The sequence below is a fragment of the Thioalkalivibrio sp. ALE21 genome, assembly GCF_003208255.1.
Taxonomy (GTDB): domain Bacteria; phylum Pseudomonadota; class Gammaproteobacteria; order Ectothiorhodospirales; family Ectothiorhodospiraceae; genus Thioalkalivibrio; species Thioalkalivibrio halophilus.
On sequence record NZ_QKMA01000001.1, the window covers coordinates 57455 to 74707 of the forward strand.

Below are 17253 nucleotides of genomic sequence, written 5' to 3' on the forward strand. Positions count from 1 at the left end.
TCACCGTATTACTCGCCTGATGTCGGCGGAAGGTTGTAGAAGGCTCGGGCGGTCGCGGTGGTGTGGGCGGCGAGTTCTTCGGTGGTTTCGTCGCGCAGTTTGGCCACGTATTCGCCGATGTGGGGGAGGAAGGCGGGTTCGTTGCGGCGACCGTTGCCGATCTTCTTGCCGGTGCCCTTGGGCAGGCTGCGTGGCAGCAGGTACGGGGCGTCGGTCTCGATCATCAGGCGGCCGCGCGGGATGGTCGGCACCAGCGGGTGCAGGTGGTGGCCGCGGCGTTCGTCGCAGACCCAGCCGGTGATGCCGATGTGGCAGTCGAGGTCGAGGTATTCGGCCAGGGCGTCGGCCTCGCCGGTAAAGCAGTGCACCACGGCGGCCGGCACCTTGTCGCGCCAGCGGCGCAGGATCTGCGCGAAGTCGTGGTGGGCGTCGCGTTCGTGCAGGAACACCGGCAGGCCGAGATCGGCGGCCAGCTCCAGCTGGGCCTCGAAGGCGATGCGCTGCTGCGGGCGCGGCGAGTGGTCGCGGTTGTAGTCCAGCCCCATCTCGCCCATGGCGACGACGTTGTCGTCCGCGCGGGCGAGGTCACTGAACCGCGCGGCGGTCGCGTCGGTCCACTGCTTTGCCAGGTGCGGATGCACGCCCAGGGTGGCGCGGCAGCAGTCCGGGTACTGGTCGGCGATCTTCAGGCACTTCTCGCTCTGGTGGGCGTCGGCGCCGGTGATCAGCATCCAGGACACGCCGGCCTCGCGCGCGCGCTCGAGAACCTCGTCGCGTTCCTTGTTGAAGGATTCGTGGGTAAGGTTGAAGCAGATATCGATCCATTCCATGCGCGGTATGCTAACGGATTGGACGCACAGTGCCAGTTCCCCGGCTCCGTCATCGCGGAAACCCGGTCGTTACAATGACGGCGCTGGCGTCCGGGTTTGGAGTGGATGCAGCGGCGGCGTGTTAAACCACTGGCAATGTTTTTGATCTGGAGTCTGGAATGCGTGATGCGAACCCCCAGCCGGTCTATCTGAGCGAGTACCAGTCGCCGGCGTTCGAGGTCGAGAATCTGGAGCTGGATTTCGATCTGGCCGCGGCGACCACCGAGGTGACGACGCGCATGGCGGTGCGCCGCAACCCGCAGGCGGCGGAGCCGGGGGCGCCGCTGCGGTTGTACGGCGACGGCGTGGAGCTGGTGTCGCTGACGGTGGATGGCGCGGAGCCGGGCGAGGGCATGCTGGAAGAAGACGCCGACGGGCTGCTGTTGCACGGCCTGCCGGAGGCGGCGCGGCTGGAGATCGTCAGCCGCTGTCACCCGGAGCAGAACACCGCGCTGGAAGGCCTGTACGCCTCCAGCGGCAACCTCTGCACCCAGTGCGAGCCGGAGGGCTTTCGCCGCATCACGTTCTTCCCCGATCGCCCGGATGTGCTGACGACCTACCGCGTGCGCCTGGAGGCGGACCGGTCGCAGTACCCGGTGCTGCTGGCCAACGGCAACCGCGTGGAGGCCGGCGAGCTGGACGGCGGGCGCCACTACGCGGTGTGGGAGGACCCGTTCCCCAAGCCGTCGTACCTGTTCGCGCTGGTCGCCGGGGATCTGGCCTGTCAGCGCGATACCTTCACCACCATGTCCGGGCGCGAGGTGGCGCTGGAGCTGTATGTGGAGGCGCACAACGCCGATCGCTGCGATCACGCACTGGCCTCGCTGAAGCGCGCGATGCGCTATGACGAGGAGGCCTTCGGCCGCGAATACGATCTGGACGTGTACATGATCGTCGCGGTGGACGACTTCAACATGGGGGCGATGGAGAACAAGGGGCTGAACCTGTTCAACGCCAAGTTCGTGCTGGCCAGCCCCGACACCGCCACCGACGACGACTTCGTCGCCATCGAGTCGGTGATCGCTCACGAGTACTTCCACAACTGGTCCGGCAACCGCGTGACCTGCCGCGACTGGTTCCAGCTGTCGCTGAAGGAAGGGCTCACGGTCTTCCGCGACCAGGAGTTCACCACCGACTGCACGCTGTTCGGGGTCAAGCGCATCGACGATGTCTCGCTGCTGCGCGCCCATCAGTTCCCTGAGGACGCCGGGCCGCTGGCGCACCCGGTGCGCCCGGATCATTACGCCGAGATCAACAACTTCTACACCCTGACGGTGTACGAGAAGGGCGCGGAGCTGATCCGCATGCTGCGCACCCTGATCGGGCGCGAGACCTTCCGCCGCGGGCTGGATGTGTACTTCGAGCGCTTCGATGGCCAGGCGGTCACCACCGACGACTTCGTGGCCGTGATGGCCGAGGTCAGCGGGCGCGACCTGACGGCATTCAAGCGCTGGTACACCCAGGCAGGCACCCCGCACGTGACCGCCGCCACCGCGCAGGATGGCTCCACTGGCGAATTCCGCATCAGCCTGGGGCAGTACACCCCGCCGACGCCGGGTCAGGAGCACAAGGAGCCGGTGGTCATCCCGGTACGGGTGGCGATGCTGGATGAAGGCGGGCGGCGCATCCGCGGGCGCCTGGAGGGCGGCCCGGAACAGGATGAATGGGTGCTGGAGCTCGACCGCTCCGAACGCAGTTTCCATTTCGACGAACTCTCGGCGACCCCGCAGGCCGTGTCCTGGCTGCGCGGTTTCTCCGCGCCGGTGATCCTGGAGGCCAACCAGAGCGCGACGACACTCGCCCACCTGCTGGCCCATGACGACGATGCCTTCAGCCGCTGGGAAGCGGCGCAGACCCTGATGCGGCGCGCGATCCGGGCGCGCATCGAGGATGACGCCGCCGACCCGGTGCTGGAGGCGGAGATTCAGCACGCCCTGGCGGCCCTGCTGGAGGATCCGGCGATCGAGCCCGTGCTGCTGGCCACGATCCTCCAGCTGCCGCCGCCGCGCGAGCTGGCGGAGCTGTTCGACTGCGTGGACCCGGTGCGCCTGCGGGCCGAGCGTGATGCCCTGGAGGCGCGGCTGTATGCCCCGCTGGCGGACCGGCTGCGTGATCGCCAGCCGAAGCTGGACGACATCGACAACGGCGCGTTCACCGCCGATGCCATGGGGCAGCGGCGCCTGCGCAACCGCCTGCTGGCATTGCGGGTGGCGGCCGGTGACGAATCCGCGGTGCCCGAGGTGCTGGAGCAGTACCGCAAGGCCCGCAGCCAGACCATGCGCATGGGGGCGTTGAACGCCATCAACGACCTGAACCACGAGGCCCGGGCCCTGCTGCTGGCCGACTTCGAGCGGCGCTACCACGACGACCCGCTGGTGCTGGACAAGTACTTCGGCCTGCAGGCGGCCAGCCAGGTGCCGGGCGGCTTTGATCGCCTGGAGTACCTGCTGCAGCATCCCGGGTTCCGCTGGTCCAATCCCAACCGCGTGCGTGCGGTGCTGGGCCCGTTCATGGCCCGCAACGAACGCCATTTCCACCAGGCCGACGGCGAGGGCTACCATCGCATTGCCGGCTTCGTGGAGAAGCTGGACAGGATGAACCCGCAGACCGCCGCGCGTCTGGTGCAGCCGTTGACCCGCTGGCGCAAGGTGGATCCGGCGCGCGGCGAGCAGATGCGCGCGGAACTCGAGCGCCTTGCCGCCCTCGAAATCTCGCGCGACCTGCGTGACGTGATCGAGCGCGCGCTGGCCGACGCCTGAATCGGCCAGAGGGCTGGCCTCCCACGGGCGCTTGTAGGAGCGCAGCCCCCTGCGCGACCCGCCCGCGCCGGGTCCCGGTCCGGAGGTTGCCGCGTCGCCTTCGGCTCCTCGCAACGACGGGGCTGGAGGGGTTCCCGTCATCGCGAGGCGCGCAGCGCCGTGGCGATCTCCGCGGGTGCCCCCGGCGCCGGATTGCAGAATGCCGGGGTTGCGTCCACAGGGAGCCGCGGGTTGTGGTAGTTTCTTGCGTGGTTACCGGGTGGCACCGCCCCTCGAGACGAGGTTTCGACTGACGTGAAACGGGTCTTCCAACAATTGCTGTGCTGGATGCTGGTGGCGGCGATTGCCGGCCTGCCGGCGGTGGCTGCGGCAGTGGGCATGGAAGACGGTCACGTCGGTCATGCGGCGATGCACGGAACCCCGTCCGCCGATGATCCGCACGCCCGCCACGCGCAGGACCATGCCCATGGTGCCGACCGGCACTACCATCATGGGCATGATCGGCAAGCCGGCCATGCCGATGAGTCGCATCACGATCACCATGCCCCCGCGACATCCGATGCTTCCCATGCCGGCGACCCGCTCGGGTACGTTGACTGCGTGGACGCCAGCTGTCTGGCCAGTTGCTCGGCCTGCGGTCACTGCCAGGGTATGCCGACTTCGTCCGGCACCGATGTCCCGGACCCGGTGAAGCAGGCCATGAGCCTGTATTCCTTCCAGAGCGGTCCGCCCGCGGCCGCGTTGTACCGACCCCCGACCCTCTCCTGATCTGACTGCACCGGCCCGAGTGCCGGAGCTGTCCGCACGTCCGGGTTCCACCCGGTGCTGGCGGATGGCAAGGCCGTGTCGCGCGTTCGCGCGGGATGCGGAATCGAAGTCCGATCAAGGAGATTTTCACGATGCGAGCAACCCGATTGCTGCTCCCCGTCGTGTCGGTGCTGTTCCTCGCCGGCTGCGCGGTCACCGCGCCCGAGCTGGATCGCTCCGACCTGGCGGAGGATGTCTCGGTGCAGGGGATCGACCTGCCCGACTCGGAGATGCCCCGACCCTCCGGCGAGCTGACGCTCGAGGAGGCCATTCATCAGGCCCTGTGGCGCAACCCGCGCATGCAGCAGGCCTACGCCGAACTGGATCTGACGGCCGCCGACGTGGTCGAGGCCGCCCAGTTCTCCAATCCCACCCTGTCGCTGTCGGTAATGCGCCCCGAGGGCGGTGGCGGCAACGAAACCGGGGTCGGTCTGGCCTGGGGGATCTCCGGCCTGCTGATGCGCAGTGCGCGTCAGGACATCGCCGAGGCCCACTGGGAGTCCACCCGTCTGCACCTGGCCGAAGGCATGGTGGCCCTGGCCTCGGACACCGAACGTGCCTGGTATGACGCGGTGGCCGCGCGTCAGCGGGCGCAGGTGCAGGCGCTGGAGACCCGTGCCGCGGACCTGGGCTCGCTGCTGGGCGAACGCTTCTATGACGCCGGCAACATCACCGACCTCAAACGTGCCCGGCTGAATATCCGGGCCGCCGAAGCGCGGTTGAAGCTCGAGGACGCGCGTCAGCGCGAGCGCGAGACCCGTCTGCGTCTGGCGCACCTGATGGGGCTGCCCGGTCACGTCGATGACTGGGAGGTCCCCGGCAAGCTGCCATTGCCGCTGGCCGGCGTGGAGGATCGCGAGGCCCTGGTCGAGCAGGCCCTGGAGCAGCGTCTGGATCTGCGGGCCCTGGATCACGCCCTGGAGGGGCTCACCGAGGGCGTGGCCCTGGTGCGGCGCTATCGCTGGTTAGGGGATATCGAGCCCGGTATCGAGTTCGAGCGCGAGACCGACGGCACCCGCCTGTGGGGCGGAGGCATCTCCTTCACCCTGCCGATCTTCAATCAGAACCAGGCCGGCATCGCCCGTGCCGAGGCGCGGCTGGAGGACGGCGAGGCCCGACGGGCCCAGCTGGAGCAGGCCGTGACCGCCGACGTCCACCAGCACTTCTTGCGGCTGGCCCATCAACGGGACAAGTTCAGCACCAAGCGCTACGAGCTGGTCCCGGCCCGCGAGATCGAGGTGGAGCGCATGCAGGAGCGCGTGAACTTCATGTTCGATGATGTCTTCGATCTGCTGGTGACCAAGCAGGAAGAGCTGGCCGACTGGCAGCGCGCGGTGGCCGCGCTGGGTGACTACTGGCGGGCCCGGGTGGATCTGACCTTTACCGTGGCCGGCGAACTGCCGGGCGGGGCGCCGGGTGACGAGGGCTATCTCGAAACCGACGCGCTGGAGCATGACCCGTCCGCGATGGACCACGACCATCATGACCACGGGGACCACGGGGACCACGGGGACCACGGGGACCACGGGGACCACGGGGACCACGGGGACCACGGGGACCACGAGGATCACGAGGATCACGAGGATCACGACCATGGCGATCACGGTGACCACGGCGACAACGGTCACGGAGGGCATCACTGATGAAACGGCGTAATTTCCTGCTGGCCGCCGGCGCGGCAATGCTGCCGGCAACCACCCTGACCCGGGTGATGGCCGAAACGGGTCACGAGCACCACAACGAGGGCGACGCCACGCCCGGCGAGCGCACCGAACAGGGCTACATGCCGGTGCACACGCCGAACGGCTGGACCCTGCCGTATGAAATGAACAACGGCGTGAAGGAGTTCCACCTGGTCGCCGAGGAGATCGAGCACGAGTTCGCGCCCGGTTCGGTGGCGAAGTGCTGGGGCTACAACGGCACCACGCCGGGGCCGACCATCGAGGCGGTGGAGGGCGACCGGGTGCGTATCTACGTGACCAACCGCCTGCCGGAATACACCTCGGTGCACTGGCACGGCATCCATCTGCCCTCGGGCATGGACGGGGTGAAGGGCGTGACCCAGCCACCGATCCACCCGGGGGAGACCTTCGTCTACGAGTTCGAGCTGAACCAGCACGGCACGCACATGTACCACCCGCATGCCGACGAGATGGTGCAGATGGCGATGGGGATGATGGGGATGTTCATCATCCACCCGAAGGACGGCGAGATCGAGCCGGTGGACCGCGACTACGCGATCCTGCTGCACAACTGGGGGCTGCACCCGGGCACGCGCACGCCGGACCCGTCGATCATGGTCGACTTCGACCTGTGGTCGATGAATTCGAAGGTCTTCCCGGCCATCGACTCGCTGGTGGCGAAGACCGGCGAGCGGGTGCGCATCCGCATGGGCAACCTGTCGATGTGGAACCACCCGATGCATGTGCACGGGGTGTCGTTCGAGGTGACCGGCTCCGACGGCGGGCGCTGGCCGCGCGAGCAGTGGCGCAAGGAGACCACCGAGATCGTCGCGGTCGGCCAGACCCGCGATATCGAGTTCATCGCACCCCCGGGTGACTGGGCGTTCCACTGCCACATGACCCACCACACCATGAACCCGATGGGGCACGGCATCGCCAACCCGCTGGGGGTCGATCAGTCCGGTATCGAGGAAGAGATCCGCAGCATCCTGCCGGGCTACATGGCCATGGGCGAGCACGGCATGGCGGATCACCAGGACCACACCGACGGCGGCCACATGCCGGGCCCGGAAAACACCCTGGCGATGGGCATGGGTCACGGGCCGTTCGGCAACATCGGCATGGGCGGCATGTTCACCCTGGTCAAGGTGCGCGACGACCTCGAACCCGGGGATTTCCGCGACCCGGGCTGGTACTGGCACCCGGACGGGGAGGTGGCCCACAAGGTAAGCGACGACCCCGACTTCGGCAGCCCCGTACGTCGCGGCAAGGTCGCGGATGCGGATTCCGACGGGCTCCCGACCCCCAGCCGCGATGCACACGGGCATCACGGTCACGGAGGCCACGGGGACCACGGAGGACACGGCGGCCACGACGGCCACGACGGCCACAACCACTGAGTTTCCACCGGCGCGGGCAGCCGGGGACGCTGCAAGGCGTCACCCGGTGGCCCGTGGCCGGCGGACTCTGACACGACAAGACTGCACCCGAACAACGAAAAGGATGAAATCATGACGATGATCACGCGCAACACCCTGCTGTCCGGCCTTGCGGCCCTGCTTCTGGCCGTTGCCACCCCGTTGCTGGCCCACGAGGGCGAGATGGGGCAGGTGCCCGATGATGGCTCCACGGTCCAGGGCACCCCCGAGGAGATCGGGATCCACTTCGATGGCGCGATGCGCATCACCCAGTTCGACGTGACCGGCCCGCAGGGTCGGGTCTCCCTTGAGAACCAGCCGGGCAATGAGCCGACCGAGGAATACCGCGTGCGGCCGGCCGGCTCGATGGAGCCCGGCAGCTATGAAGTCCGCTGGCGCGGTCTGGCCCGTGACGGACACATGATGTCCGACACCTTCCGCTTTACCGTGGAAGACTGAGCGGTGGCCTGGCTGTCTGCACTGGCCGGTGTGGATGCCTGGACCGTCGCCCTGATGCTGGTGACGGCCGGATTCCATGCCGGCGCCCTCCTGGCGGCCGGGGCGGTGCTGTTTCGCCTGGCGTTTCCGGGTCTGCCTGATCCGGAGCGGCGGGCGGCCAGCCGCACGGGCGCGGTTGCGGCATGGGTGGCGATCGTGCTGGCCCTGGTCCAGTGGCCGCTGCAGGCGGGGTATCTCGGGGGCGGGAATGTGTCCGCCGCGTTCGATCCGGCGATGCTGGGCATGGTGTTCGAAGGGGCGCAGGGGACCCGGCTGGTGCTGGCGGGGGCCGGCCTGCTGCTGGTGCAGGCGATCCTGCTGGATGCCCGGCGGCTGCCGGGGGTGGGTTACGGCCTGAGCCTGGGTGGCGTCCTGCTGGCGATGCTTGCCTTCGTGCAGGTCGGGCATACGGCCGGCGAACCGCGCGTGCTGCTGGGCGGCCTGCTGATCCTGCACCTGCTGGCGGCCGCGTTCTGGATCGGATCCCTGTGGCCGCTTTATCGCCTGGCGGGACAACCCGCCGCGGATCCGGCGGCCGCCCGCATCCTCGACCGTTTCGGGCGTATCGCATTGTTTGCGGTGGGCCTGCTGGTGCTTGCGGGCGCGGTCCTCGCCGTGCTGCTGGCGGGCGGCGTGACACCCCTGTTCACTACCGCCTGGGGACAGTTCCTGCTCGCCAAGGTGTTGCTGGTGGCGCTGCTCCTGCTGCTGGCCGCGCTGAACAAGTGGCGCCTGGTGCCGGCATTCTCACGGGGTGACACCACGGCACCCCGGCGCCTGCGGCGCAGCATCGCGGTTGAAGGCATGCTGGTCGCGGCCGTGCTGGGGGTGACCGCGATCCTCACGGGCATTACCTCGCCGAACGGCTGAGCACCCGTCCGCCGGAGGGGAGGCTTCCCGCGGTCCGGGGGATCCACAGGGCGGGAGGCGGCGCGGCCGCGCCGCATCGCGCAGAGGGCTGCGCTCCCACAAGGGGGGTATCCTGCACCTCGGGGCGGAGTCAGCGCAGGAGCATCAGCAGGCCGGCGAGGATCAGGACCCCGGCGAAGCCGCGGCGCAGCACCGCGACCGGCAGATGGTGCGCCAGCCAGACCCCGGCGCGTACGCTGATGGCGGTACCCGCGACCACCCCGGTGATGGCCGGCAGGTAGAGATACCCCAGGCTCCATTCCGGGGTGGCCGGGTCGCCGGTGGTCCATTGCGGCAGGGCAAACACCAGGGTCGCGCCGATGGAGATGGGCACCCCGAGGGCCGCGGCCGAACCGATGGCGCGGCGCAGTTCCAGCCCCTGACTGACCAGGAAGGGGGTGGTCAGGGTGCCGCCACCGATCCCGATCAGCGCGGATACCGCACCAATGATGCCGCCCCCGCCCAGCCACACGCCGCGGCGCGGGACCGGGGCGCGTGGAGGCTGGAGGTTGAGCAGCATCCAGAGGCCGATCGCGACCTCGAAGGCACCGAAGATCCGCCCGAGGTGGTCGCTGTCGAGCTGGGTGGCCAGGCCGGCACCCAGCAGGGCCCCGCCGATGATCCCCGGCAGCAGCCGGCGCACGGCCTCGCCGTCCACCCCGCCACGGCGGTGGTGGGCCCGCGCCGACAGCACCGCGGTGGGGATGATGGCGCCCAGTGACGATCCCACGGCCAGCTGCACCAGCCCCGTCTCGGGAAAGCCCAAAACGGTGAAGACCGCGACGAACACTGGCACCAGTACCAGTCCGCCACCGATCCCGAACATCCCGGCGGGGATGCCGGTGATCAGGCCGAGGAGAACGAACAGCACGGCCAGCCCGGAGGGCGTGGCCGCGAGTGGTTCGATCAGGGGCATGCCCGCGCGCCGTCAGCGGGCGTCACGAACCGGGTTCCTCGTCGCGGCGTCCGGAGGTGGCAACCACGATGCCCCGGACGACACCGGCGAGGAACATCACCACGCCGGGGATCCCGAACAGGGCGGCGCGTCGGGCATGTTCGAGGAAGCGCGCCTCGCGGAGGGTGAAGGCCCGCGCGTCTTCCATCCCTTCGGCGAGGATCGTGTACGTCCCCGGTTCCGGGAAGTGGAATTGTCCCAGGGAGACCCGTTCGGTCTGCCCTGAGGTGTACGTCAGGGTGGCCCGCGAAGGCTGCAGCCGGGCGGCTTCGTCCCCGTCCGGCGTCCGGGCGACGACCCGGGTTCCGTCCGGAAGTTGCTCGGGGAACTCGCGGAAGGTCCCGTCGACGTAAGTCCGGGTGTACAGCCACAGGCGATAGTCACCGGCGCGCGGGATCTCCACCTCGGTGCTGCCCGGACCCTCGAAGTCTTTGGCCAGGCCCTGAAAGGCCCCGCTCAGCGCGACCCAGGCCAGCGCCAGAAGGGCCAGCCCGGCCGCGCTCAGGGCGACAGGTCCGCGCATCGGTACCGATCCGGTCGAGGGGGATCAGGCGTCCAGCGCCTTGAAGCACTTGCGCGCGGCCTCGATGGTGGCCTCGATGTCCGCGTCGGAGTGGGCGCTGGACATGAAGCCGGCCTCGAAGGCCGAGGGTGCGAGGTAGACCCCTTCTTCCAGCATGGCGTGGAAGAAGCGCCCGAAGGCCGCGGTGTCGCTGGCGGTGGTGCCGGCGAAATCGGTGACCTTCTCCTCGCTGAAGAACAGCCCGAACATGCCCGGGACCTGATTGGTGGTCAGGGCCACGCCGGCCTCGCGCGCGGCCTCCTCGAAGCCCGCGACGACCTTGCGCGTGCGCTCTTCCAGGTCCTCGTGGAAACCCGGGCGGCTGAGGATGTCCAGGGTGCGGATCCCGGCGGTCATCGCGATCGGGTTCCCGGACAGGGTGCCGGCCTGATAGATCGGCCCCAGCGGGGACAGCTGCTCCATGATCTCGCGGCGGCCGCCGAAGGCGCCCACCGGCATGCCGCCGCCGATGATCTTGCCCAGCGTGGTCAGGTCCGGGGTGACGCCCAGATAGCCCTGGGCGCAGTTCGCGGACACGCGGAAGCCGGTCATTACCTCGTCGAAGATCAGCACCGTGCCGTATTCGTCGCACACCTCGCGCAGGGTCTCGAGGAAGCCCGGCACCGGCGGGATGCAGTTCATGTTCCCGGCGATCGGCTCGACGATGATGCAGGCAATCTCCTCGCCCTTCTCGCGGAAGAACTCGCGCACGCCCTCGGGGTCGTTGTAGCTGAGCGTGCTGGTCAGCGCCGCCAGTTCGGCCGGCACGCCGGGCGAGCTCGGCTGGCCCAGGGTCAGGGCGCCGGAGCCGGCCTTCACCAGCAGGGAATCGCCGTGGCCGTGGTAGTTGCCCTCGAACTTCACGATGCGGTCGCGGCCGGTGTAGCCGCGCGCCAGGCGGATCGCGCTCATGGTGGCCTCGGAGCCCGAGTTGGTCATGCGCACCATGTCCATGGACGGGACCAGCTCGCACATCTTCTCGGCCATCTCGCTTTCCAGCCGCGTCGGGCAGCCGAAGGACAGGCCGTTGTTGCAGGCCTCGCGCACGGCCTCGATCACCTCGGGGTGGGCGTGCCCGGCGACCATCGGACCCCAGGAGCCGATGTAGTCGATGTAGCGCTTGCCGTCGGCATCCCACATGTAGGCGCCGTTGGCGCGGTCCATGAAGATGGGGGTCCCGCCGACGCCCTTGAAGGCGCGCACGGGGGAGTTCACGCCGCCGGGGATCCGGTTTTTGGCGGCTTCAAAGAGGCGAAGCGTTTCCTGCATGGCGGTGTCCTGTCTGGAATGGGAGTTGGGACCTGGGGTCGGGGCCGCGGCCCCGACCGTGCAACCCCGCAACCTTAGCGAGGGGGCGGCGGCGGTGCAAAGAGGTGCTAGGTCGTGCGGAACAGTGCGGCGATGCGGCGGGCGGCGGCCTCGGGGTCGGGGGCGGCGCTGATGCCCTGGATTACCGCGACCATGTCGGCGCCGGCGGCCACCACCTGCGCGGCGTTGTCCGCGGTGATGCCGCCGATCGCGCAGATCGCCACGGCGAGTTCGCGTCGGGCCTGGCGGATCAATTCCGGCGTAGCCCGCACCGCTTCCGGCTTGGTCGGTGACGGAAACATCGAGCCGAAGGCGACGTAATCGGCCCCGGCCGCCTGCGCCGCCCGCGCGCGGGCCAGCTCGTTGTAGCAGGACACGCCGATCACCGCCGCATCGCCCAGCCGCGTGCGGGCCCCGGCCGGGTCGGGGTCGTCGCGCCCCAGGTGCACCCCGTCGGCACCGATGCGCGCGGCCAGCTCCACGTCGTCGTTGACGATGAACAGGGCCCCGGACTCCCGGCACTGGCCGGCCAGTGCCCGCGCCACGGTCTCCTGTGCTTCCTCTTCCAGGTGCTTGTCGCGCAGCTGTACGCAGCAGGCCCCGCCGGCCAGGGCGGCTGCGGCCATGCTCGTGTGGGTCTGCAGCGGATCCGCCCCCGGCGGCGGGGCCGGCGTCACGAAATACAGCCCGCGCAGAGGCGCGCGCTCGATGACGGGCTCGGTCACGGGTTCAGTCATGGCTGGCCGGGCACAGGCGGTTGGGCACGTGCTGGCCCTGTCCGGGGGCATAGCCGGTCTGCACCGCGTGGTTCATGAAGTTCTGCGCCTCGATCACCGCCGGTTCCAGGTCGCGCCCGCGGGCGAGGAAGGCAGCGATGGCCGCGGCCAGGGTGCAGCCCGAACCGTGGAAACCGGCCGGGTGACGCGGCAGTTCGAACATGCGCTGGTGGCCGTCCTCGCGGAACAGCCGGTTGCGGATCGGCTCGTCCTCGCCGCCCTCGTGGCCACCGGTGATCAGCACGTTGCGCGCGCCGCGTTCGCGCAGGGCCGGACCCTGACGCTCCGGGGTGTCGTGTCCGGCCAGGGCCCGCGCCTCCGGACCGTTGGGGGTGATCAGCGTGGCGCGCGGCAGCAGGGTTTCGCGGGTCGCGTCGATCACCGGCTCGGTCGCCAGTTCGCCCCCGCCCCCGGCGACCATCACCGGGTCGAGGACCGTCGGGATGTGCGGGTGTGCCCCCAGCAGCTCGGTTACGGTTTCCACGTTCTCCACCGAGCCGAGCATGCCGATCTTGATCGCGCCCACGTCCAGGTCCGCCAGCGTGGCCTCGATCTGCGCGCGCAGCCGGGCGGCCGGCAGCACGCTGGAGTCGATCACGTTGCGGGTGTCCTGCACGGTGATGGCGGTGACCGCCGTCGCCCCGTGCACCCCCAGCCGGGTGAAGGTCGTCAGGTCCGCCTGCAGACCGGCGCCGCCCCCGGGGTCGGAGCCGGCAATGGTCAGGGCGATGGGGGGATGGGTCATCTCGCGGTCTCCCGTGCTATGGTTCGCGCGCCCCGCGGGCCCGGGGCTGTCCATTCATTCGGGAGTGTACGCAGCATGAGCACGGAGTTCGACGTGAAAAAGGCGCAGCCGCTGCTGGCGGTGGCGCGCGGAGAGGCGGGGCTGACCGCCGAGACGGATGCCGCCCTGCAGGCGCTGGAGGCGGAGCTGAACGCGATCGCCGCCGAACTGCAGGTGGAACACGTCGGGCCCGGAGTGGGCATGGCGGACATGAACGCCGAAGGCGCCTACCGCATCGTGGTGCGCGAGCACGAGCACGACGTAACCCGTTGTGAATGGGGCGTGATGGTCTGCGACGCGGCCGACAACTGCGACTACCGGCCGATGTGGCCGATGTCCGGCACCGGGCGGCTGCGGCGCCGCCAGGTGGTCGAGGCCCTGCCCGAACTGGTGGCCGGCTGGCGTGCCGCGGTGAACGAGGCCGGCCAGGCCCTGACCCCGGGGGGGCAGCGCCTGGTCGCGCTGGACACCGTCTTCAATCCCAACTGAGGGGGAGCCCTCAGTCCAGCGCGATCGGTTCCGGTCCGGCCCGCAGGGTGAGGCGGCTCCAGTCCTGCGCCCGGGCATGGGCGTCCAGGGTCGGGTCCGGGTCCACGGCTACCGGCTGTCCCACCCGTTCCAGTAGCGGGATGTCGTTGCGCGAATCGCTGTAAAAGGTCGCCCGCGCCATGACCGCGTCGGGATCGTCGTGGTGTTGCGCGAGGAAGGCGTGCAGCCGATCCACCTTGCCGTGCTGAAAGCAGGGCGTGCCGGCGACTTCCCCGGTAAATCCGCCGTCGCGTTCTTCGGCGATGGTCGCCAGCAGATGGGGCACGCCCAGGCGCTCGGCGATCGGGCCGGTCACGAACTGGTTGGTCGCGGTGATGATTACCAGTTCGTCCCCGGCCTCGCGGTGGCGCTGCAGCAGCGCGTGGGCGGCCGGTGCGATCATTGGCTCGATGACCTCCTGCATGAAGGCCTCGCGCCACGCCTCCAGCCGCTCGCGGGGCTGCTCCGCGAGCGGGGCGAAGGCGAAGCGGCAGAACTCGAAGATGTCCAGCGTGCCGGCCAGGTACTGCTCGTAGAACCGATCATTCCCCGCGGCGAAGGACTCGCGGTCTACCGCCCCGCGGGCGATCAGGGTCTCGTTCCAGGCGTGATCGCTGTCGCCGGCGAGCAGGGTATTGTCGAGATCGAACAGGGCCAGAGTCATGCGGCATCGTCGCGGGTATGCGTGAAGCCGCGCAGTCTACCCGATCCGGTGAAGCCCACGGTACGGGGGCTGCGGCGGAACGTTATTCGGATCTCAGCCAGTTTTCCACCTGCAGGTCCGGGACGCGTCGGAATTCGCGTTCGTTGCCGGTGACCAGGATGAGCTGCGCTGCCCGGGCGTGGGCTGCGATGGGCATGTCATTCGGACCGATGACGGCTCCGGTCCGCTCCAGGTGCCGGCGCAGATCGGCATATTCATGGTCCGCCGGCGGGTCGAACGCCAGGATTTCCATTGCGGAAAGCACTGCTTCCACCTGGTGCTGGAGTCGCAACGACCCGGCCTTGCGAGCACCGAAACGAAGCTCGGCGGCCACGATGATGCTGGTGCAGACAGACTGTTCCCCCTCCCGGGCAATCCTTTGCATCACCGTGCCGTGTGGATCCCGCACGAGCGCCGAGAGCACGTTGGTGTCGAGCAGATAGCGCGCCATGACGGTGTTCTACAGGGACACGTCGTCCGCCGGAGGCAGGCCCTTGTCCACGTCCGGAAAAGGTTCGTCCAGCGGTTCGAGCTCCGCGAGAACGGCCAGCAGTCCCTTGCGTTTCAAGGGCGTGAGCACGAGCTGGTCACCTTCCTTTCGCAGGATCGCTTCATCCCCTTCCAGTTCCAGCCCCCGGGGGATGCGAAGCGCCTGGTTGCGCCCGTTGCGAAACAGCCGGACGCGACGTTCGGTTTCCATCGAGGATCCTCCGATAGCAGGCATATGCTTGAACATATGCCTCATTGGGGCGAGCTATCAACGGTTTGAACGTGCGCCGGTTCAGCGACGCAGGTCTTCCAGCAACGCCTCCAGCAGCTGTTCCTCGTGCAGGGCGCAGCCGCGGTGTTGCAGCGCGTCCTGCAGGGTGTCGTCCCAGCAGGCGGCCACGGGCCGGGCCCTCAGCGGGCGGTCGGAGAGGGTGGCGTGGGCCTCCAGGGTCGCCGTGTCCATTCGCCATGGCCGGGCGCCGAGGCGCTGGATGACCGCGTTGGCGATGGCGATGCCCGTCCAGTCGAAATCGGCGCGAAACAGCAGCTTCGCCCCGGCGTCGCGGAGCTGCTCCAGCAGGACCCAGACCGCGGCGCGGGGGCGTCCCCAGGTGGCGACAAGCGGCGCACAGTCGGTGCCCAGGCGTTCGGTGGCCTCGGAGACCACGGCGGGGTTCTCGCAGACGTGGACGATCCGGCCGTCGACATCCCACTGCGGCGGCTCGCGGAGCAACTGGCGAAGGGTCAGGTAGAGGGGCTCGGCCGCGGCGCTGTGGGCCTCCAGGGCACGGGCGGTGGCCGTGTCGCCGGTGGCCGGCAGGCGGTGGACCAGCACCGTGCTGGTGATGTCCCCACCGATCAGGATACCGGCGTGGGCCCACAGCGTCCGCTCGTCGGGGTCGTCGTCGCCGACACCGCCCCGCCAGTAGCGGTGCAGGGCGTGACGGACCAGGGCGGCCACCGGCTGCCCGGCGTCCAGCGCGTGGGCGTCACCGAGGCAGTGGGCGGCCAGGGTGCTGCGATTGCTTCCGGGCTGTGGCAGTTCCTCCAGCACCATCAGGCTGCGCTCCAGCAGCTCGCGCCCGCGCGCGGGGTCGCGATTGGCAAGACGTTTGACCAGACCTCGATCGACCACCGACTCCAGCCACTGTGCCAGGTCCGCCGCCGCGGCGCGCGGATGCAGAGCCGCGACCACCTCAACCCAGCGCTGCTGGAGCTCGGTCCGTTCCCGCGCGGGATCCCGCAGGGGGCCGTCAAGGACTTCCAGGGCCTCACGCAGGCTCGGCGCCAGTTCGGCCCGCTGCAGGATCCGCTCCATCTCTGCCAGCGACAGGCGCAGACTGTTCCCGGCGCGTGGCGGACGGCCGAGCAGGCGCTCGACGGCCTCGCGTTCCGCTCCACTCGCCCGGGTCAGGGTGATGGTATCGCCACCGCCACGCAGGATCCGCTCGCGCAGGCGCCGGCGCAGCCGTTCCAGCGCGGCGCCGCCGAGCAGGCGATGGAGGCGCTCATGGTTGACGGACAAGCCGGACTCGCTCCTGTGACCATGCGGTGAAGTCGATAAGTCGGGGCCGGGGAGGTCGTCGAGATCCTGGTGATTGCGGGTCGGCACCCGGAGCCCGTCAACCCGCCGGCGCGTGGTTGCCGTCCCACAGCCGCTCGAAGTCGAAGTCGACGGCGCAGTCGGGAAGCTCGAAACGGTGGCGCTCGTCGCGGAAGTCGCCGACCTTGCGGTAGGCGCCGTCCACCAGACGGTAGACCTTGGCCTTGCGGGCGTCGGGGTAGACCAGGACGTAGTGGCTGACGCCCTCGTCGCAGTAGAGCCGGAACTTGGCCTCTTCGTCCCGCCGCGCGGTGTGCGGGGAGAGGATCTCGAAGATCCACTCCGGGGCACGGGTCAGCCGTTCGCCCTCCGGTGGCTGGCAGAGGACCAATACGTCGGGGCGGACCACGGTGTCGCGGGAGAACTCCACGTCGATCTCGAACAGCGCCTCGCAGCGCGGGCAGTCGTCCAGCGCCCCGGAAAGCTGGGTGAAGATCTTCCCGGCCAGCCGTTGGTGCGTGATCCCCGGCGACGGCACCATGGCCAGTGGCACGCCGTCGATCAGCTCCCAGTCGCCTTCCCAGAGGCGGTAGTCGTCCACCGTATAGTGCTCCCGGTAATGCGCTGCTTCCATGGCGTCCACCCTCTGTGCACGGCTGCCTT

19 protein-coding genes are annotated in these 17253 nt (G+C 69.4%); 7 read left to right on the top strand and 12 right to left on the bottom strand.

From position 1 onward, the window contains the following. Nucleotides 1-8 precede the first annotated feature (8 nt). Nucleotides 9-830, bottom strand: coding sequence for a TatD family hydrolase (locus tag D893_RS00245; protein ID WP_110618831.1), 822 nt, complete (start codon nt 828-830; stop codon nt 9-11). A gap of 158 nt (nt 831-988) precedes the next feature. Here D893_RS00245 and pepN point away from each other — a divergent pair, with 158 nt between their 5' ends. Beyond that, nucleotides 989-3628, top strand: a complete 2640-nt coding sequence (gene pepN, locus D893_RS00250) for an aminopeptidase N (protein WP_110618833.1) — start codon at nt 989-991, stop codon at nt 3626-3628. Nucleotides 3629-3880: 252 nt separating this feature from the next. On the opposite strand, the gene D893_RS13855 is transcribed toward pepN, so the two are convergent. Next, nucleotides 3881-4126, bottom strand: a complete 246-nt coding sequence (locus tag D893_RS13855; RefSeq protein WP_246863858.1) for a hypothetical protein — start codon at nt 4124-4126, stop codon at nt 3881-3883. Between D893_RS13855 and D893_RS13875 the strand changes: the two genes are divergently transcribed. The 5 genes from D893_RS13875 (at nt 4007) to D893_RS00275 (ending at nt 8903) form a co-directional block, all read left to right on the top strand. Beyond that, nucleotides 4007-4396: a hypothetical protein gene (locus D893_RS13875; RefSeq protein WP_246863859.1), complete on the top strand. Its 390-nt coding sequence runs from the start codon at nt 4007-4009 to the stop codon at nt 4394-4396. The two genes, D893_RS13855 and D893_RS13875, sit on opposite strands and share 120 nt — an antisense overlap. Before the next feature lie 146 nt (nt 4397-4542). After that, nucleotides 4543-6078: a TolC family protein gene (locus D893_RS00260; RefSeq protein WP_110618836.1), complete on the top strand. Its 1536-nt coding sequence runs from the start codon at nt 4543-4545 to the stop codon at nt 6076-6078. Next, on the top strand, nt 6078-7517 hold the full coding sequence (locus D893_RS00265; protein ID WP_110618838.1) for a copper oxidase: 1440 nt from the start codon (nt 6078-6080) through the stop codon (nt 7515-7517). Before D893_RS00260 ends, D893_RS00265 begins: the two co-directional genes overlap by 1 nt. A 108-nt stretch (nt 7518-7625) precedes the next feature. Then, nucleotides 7626-7994 carry a copper resistance CopC family protein gene (locus D893_RS00270; protein ID WP_026279540.1) on the top strand — a complete coding sequence of 123 codons (369 nt, stop codon included), beginning with the start codon at nt 7626-7628 and terminating at the stop codon, nt 7992-7994. A gap of 3 nt (nt 7995-7997) precedes the next feature. Next, entirely contained in the window at nt 7998-8903 is a 906-nt protein-coding gene (locus D893_RS00275) for a CopD family protein (RefSeq protein ID WP_110618840.1), read from the top strand. Between the two features lie 130 nt (nt 8904-9033). On the opposite strand, the gene D893_RS00280 is transcribed toward D893_RS00275, so the two are convergent. The 5 genes from D893_RS00280 to thiD form a co-directional block, all read right to left on the bottom strand. Next, entirely contained in the window at nt 9034-9858 is an 825-nt protein-coding gene (locus D893_RS00280; RefSeq protein ID WP_018946813.1) for a sulfite exporter TauE/SafE family protein, read from the bottom strand. Nucleotides 9859-9880: 22 nt separating this feature from the next. Then, nucleotides 9881-10420, bottom strand: a complete 540-nt coding sequence (locus D893_RS00285) for a hypothetical protein (protein ID WP_110618842.1) — start codon at nt 10418-10420, stop codon at nt 9881-9883. A gap of 24 nt (nt 10421-10444) precedes the next feature. Continuing rightward, entirely contained in the window at nt 10445-11728 is a 1284-nt protein-coding gene (hemL, locus tag D893_RS00290; protein ID WP_077244686.1) for a glutamate-1-semialdehyde 2,1-aminomutase, read from the bottom strand. Nucleotides 11729-11835: 107 nt separating this feature from the next. Next, a complete protein-coding gene (gene thiE / locus D893_RS00295) occupies nt 11836-12504 on the bottom strand; it encodes a thiamine phosphate synthase (protein ID WP_110618844.1) in 669 nt (222 codons plus the stop codon). After that, on the bottom strand, nt 12497-13288 hold the full coding sequence (thiD, locus tag D893_RS00300; RefSeq protein ID WP_110618846.1) for a bifunctional hydroxymethylpyrimidine kinase/phosphomethylpyrimidine kinase: 792 nt from the start codon (nt 13286-13288) through the stop codon (nt 12497-12499). The genes thiE and thiD overlap by 8 nt, the downstream gene beginning before the upstream one ends. A 75-nt stretch (nt 13289-13363) precedes the next feature. Between thiD and D893_RS00305 the strand changes: the two genes are divergently transcribed. Further along, nucleotides 13364-13816, top strand: a complete 453-nt coding sequence (locus tag D893_RS00305) for a hypothetical protein (RefSeq protein ID WP_018946818.1) — start codon at nt 13364-13366, stop codon at nt 13814-13816. 10 nt (nt 13817-13826) lie between these two features. Here D893_RS00305 and D893_RS00310 read toward each other — a convergent pair whose 3' ends face one another. The 5 genes from D893_RS00310 to D893_RS00330 form a co-directional block, all read right to left on the bottom strand. Continuing rightward, complete coding sequence (locus D893_RS00310; RefSeq protein ID WP_110618848.1) at nt 13827-14519, bottom strand: HAD family hydrolase; 693 nt, start codon at nt 14517-14519, stop codon at nt 13827-13829. An 82-nt stretch (nt 14520-14601) separates the two neighbouring features. Further along, nucleotides 14602-15009 carry a type II toxin-antitoxin system VapC family toxin gene (locus tag D893_RS00315; RefSeq protein WP_110618850.1) on the bottom strand — a complete coding sequence of 136 codons (408 nt, stop codon included), beginning with the start codon at nt 15007-15009 and terminating at the stop codon, nt 14602-14604. 9 nt (nt 15010-15018) lie between these two features. Then, nucleotides 15019-15258: an AbrB/MazE/SpoVT family DNA-binding domain-containing protein gene (locus D893_RS00320; RefSeq protein WP_110618852.1), complete on the bottom strand. Its 240-nt coding sequence runs from the start codon at nt 15256-15258 to the stop codon at nt 15019-15021. 81 nt (nt 15259-15339) lie between these two features. Continuing rightward, nucleotides 15340-16572, bottom strand: coding sequence for a TIGR02679 family protein (locus D893_RS00325; RefSeq protein ID WP_110618855.1), 1233 nt, complete (start codon nt 16570-16572; stop codon nt 15340-15342). Between the two features lie 97 nt (nt 16573-16669). Beyond that, nucleotides 16670-17224, bottom strand: a complete 555-nt coding sequence (locus D893_RS00330) for a Uma2 family endonuclease (protein ID WP_018946823.1) — start codon at nt 17222-17224, stop codon at nt 16670-16672. Nucleotides 17225-17253 lie beyond the last annotated feature (29 nt).

What these genes read in the sequence shown, in the direction of transcription:
- D893_RS13875 (WP_246863859.1), top strand. Translation starts at nt 4,007, where the DNA reads ATGGAAGACGGTCACGTCGGTCATGCGGCGATGCACGGAACCCCGTCC.
- D893_RS00330 (WP_018946823.1), bottom strand. Translation starts at nt 17,224, where the DNA reads ATGGAAGCAGCGCATTACCGGGAGCACTATACGGTGGACGACTACCGC.
- D893_RS00285 (WP_110618842.1), bottom strand. Translation starts at nt 10,420, where the DNA reads ATGCGCGGACCTGTCGCCCTGAGCGCGGCCGGGCTGGCCCTTCTGGCG.
- D893_RS00245 (WP_110618831.1), bottom strand. Translation starts at nt 830, where the DNA reads ATGGAATGGATCGATATCTGCTTCAACCTTACCCACGAATCCTTCAAC.
- D893_RS00265 (WP_110618838.1), top strand. Translation starts at nt 6,078, where the DNA reads ATGAAACGGCGTAATTTCCTGCTGGCCGCCGGCGCGGCAATGCTGCCG.
- hemL (WP_077244686.1), bottom strand. Translation starts at nt 11,728, where the DNA reads ATGCAGGAAACGCTTCGCCTCTTTGAAGCCGCCAAAAACCGGATCCCC.
- D893_RS00280 (WP_018946813.1), bottom strand. Translation starts at nt 9,858, where the DNA reads ATGCCCCTGATCGAACCACTCGCGGCCACGCCCTCCGGGCTGGCCGTG.
- D893_RS00310 (WP_110618848.1), bottom strand. Translation starts at nt 14,519, where the DNA reads ATGACTCTGGCCCTGTTCGATCTCGACAATACCCTGCTCGCCGGCGAC.
- thiD (WP_110618846.1), bottom strand. Translation starts at nt 13,288, where the DNA reads ATGACCCATCCCCCCATCGCCCTGACCATTGCCGGCTCCGACCCCGGG.
- D893_RS00315 (WP_110618850.1), bottom strand. Translation starts at nt 15,009, where the DNA reads ATGGCGCGCTATCTGCTCGACACCAACGTGCTCTCGGCGCTCGTGCGG.
- pepN (WP_110618833.1), top strand. Translation starts at nt 989, where the DNA reads ATGCGTGATGCGAACCCCCAGCCGGTCTATCTGAGCGAGTACCAGTCG.
- thiE (WP_110618844.1), bottom strand. Translation starts at nt 12,504, where the DNA reads ATGACTGAACCCGTGACCGAGCCCGTCATCGAGCGCGCGCCTCTGCGC.
- D893_RS13855 (WP_246863858.1), bottom strand. Translation starts at nt 4,126, where the DNA reads ATGCCCATGATGGTAGTGCCGGTCGGCACCATGGGCATGGTCCTGCGC.
- D893_RS00320 (WP_110618852.1), bottom strand. Translation starts at nt 15,258, where the DNA reads ATGGAAACCGAACGTCGCGTCCGGCTGTTTCGCAACGGGCGCAACCAG.
- D893_RS00305 (WP_018946818.1), top strand. Translation starts at nt 13,364, where the DNA reads ATGAGCACGGAGTTCGACGTGAAAAAGGCGCAGCCGCTGCTGGCGGTG.